The 2,159-nt window shown below is 34.5% G+C and carries 1 protein-coding gene; it reads left to right on the forward strand.

Annotated elements, in window-relative coordinates; translation table 11 throughout:
* Positions 1-2,014, forward strand: a 2,014-nt coding sequence (locus tag ACN4EE_RS22965) for a WD40 domain-containing protein (RefSeq protein WP_458575039.1), incomplete at its 5' end; no start/stop codon positions are given.
* Positions 2,015-2,159 lie beyond the last annotated feature (145 nt).

Raw genomic sequence — 2,159 nt, forward strand, 5'->3', positions numbered from 1 at the left:
ATTTAGAACAATTAGAGAATTTATTGTGTCTTTTAATCAGGTTTTAGCATCGTATGTCATAGATACCTCCTATGTCACAATTGATCCGTTTTATTCTTTAAAGTTTCCTCAACTAACTACCGATTTAATTGCAGATTTGGGAGGTCAACAAAATGATATTACAGCTTATTTTGAAGAGTTAGAAGAATTAGAAAAAGTCGAGTTATCGATTTTAGAAGAAACTATATTCAATGGAAAAATTAGGGTAAATGCTGAACAATGGCATTTAGGAAGTTCGATCGATCTTATCAATTATTCTTCTCACAGCATGGCAATTTATCCCACAAAAAATATTGTAGCTAGTGATGCTGAAGATAACTGGATTAAACTCTATAATTGGAACACAGGAGAAAATATAAATACTTTAATTGGTCATTCTGAAGCTATTTTATCCATGGTATTCAGCCCTGACGGTTTAACTTTAGTTAGTGGCAGTAAGGATAAAACCATTAAATCTTGGGATTATCAATCACAAGGTCGGATAAAATTAAAAATAGATTTTGAAGGTTTACATTCTGTTGTATTTAGTCCTAATGGTTTAATTTTTGCAACAGGAAGTAACGGTGATACAGTTAAAATATGGGATAGAAAAACAAATAACTGTCTGCATACCTTGACTGGTCATACTAGAGATATTACTAGCGTTGTTTTCAGTCCCGATGGTTCAACTATTGCTAGTAGTAGCTATGACAAAACAATCAAATTATGGGACTCGCAAAAAGGTAAATGTTTAAATACTTTAGAAGGTCATTTAAGTAGTGTTTATTCTGTCGCATTTAGTCCAGACGGCTCAATTCTTGCTAGTGGGAGTAATGATAAAACTATCAAATTATGGAATTGGCAAACTGGTGAGTGTTTAAGAACTTTAGAACATCTTGGTATGTTTGCCGCCGTGAATAGTGTCGCATTTAGTCCCGATGGTTTGATTTTAGCTAGTGCAAGTGATGACAACACAATTAAATTATGGGATTGGCAAACTGGTAAGTGTTTAGATATTTTAGAAGGGCATTCCAGTTTTGTTCAGTCAGTGACATTTAGTCCAGATGGATTAACTATTGCTAGTTGTGCTTTTGATAAAACCATCAAATTATGGAATCGGCAAACGGGTAAATGTTTAAAGACTTTAGCCGATACAGATTGGGTTAGAAGTGTTACATTTAGTCCCGATGGCTTGATTTTAGCTAGTGGAGGTGATGATGATACAATTAAATTATGGGATTGGCAAAGTGGAAAATGTTTAAAAACTTTGCGGGGGCATTCTAGTGATATTTCTTCTGTAACATTTAGTCCAGATGGATTAACTCTAGCTAGTTGTTGTGCATACGATGAGAACGTAATACTCTGGCAAATGCCCATATCTAATATCATTGGACATCAAGGGGGAGTTCGATCGATCTTATTTAATGCTGATGGTAAGATTTTAGTCAGTGGTAGTGATGATAAAACTATTAAAATCTGGAACTATAAGACAAAAGAGTGTTTGCATACTTTAATAGGACATGGCAAGGGAGTCGGCTCGATCGTATTCAGTGATGACGGTAAAATTTTAGCTAGTGGTAGCGACGATCGAACTATTAAAATATGGGATTATCAAACAAAAAAATGTCTGCATACCTTGACAGGTCATCAAAATGCGATAAACTCGATCGTATTCAGTAATGACGGTAAAATTTTAGCTAGTGGTAGTGACGATCGAACTATTAAAATATGGGATTGGCAAAAAGAAGAATGCCTAAAAACTTTGGCAGGGCATGAAAATGCAGTCACAGGAGTTGTTTTTGACATCGATGAATATACTTTAATCAGTAGTAGTGATGATCGAACCATTAAATTTTGGAACTGGCACACAGGAGATTTATTAAATACCCTAGAGGCACATTCTAGCAATGTAAACTTCTTAGCTCTGAGTACAGATGAACATACTCTGATTAGTAAAGGGAACGATCAAACGCTAAAAATTTGGCATCATACATAACAGAGCGTTTTCATTCTCGAAAATGTCAATCTTAAGGGGTAGAAAAAGCTATGGTATAATGAAAAGACTAAAACCTTAATAAAAACTAGCTGATCGTGTTTTCATCACTTATCGCTGATTATAAAATTATATTTGAAAGAGATCC

The sequence above is a fragment of the Geminocystis sp. CENA526 genome (assembly GCF_050753365.1).
GTDB lineage: Bacteria > Cyanobacteriota > Cyanobacteriia > Cyanobacteriales > Cyanobacteriaceae > Geminocystis.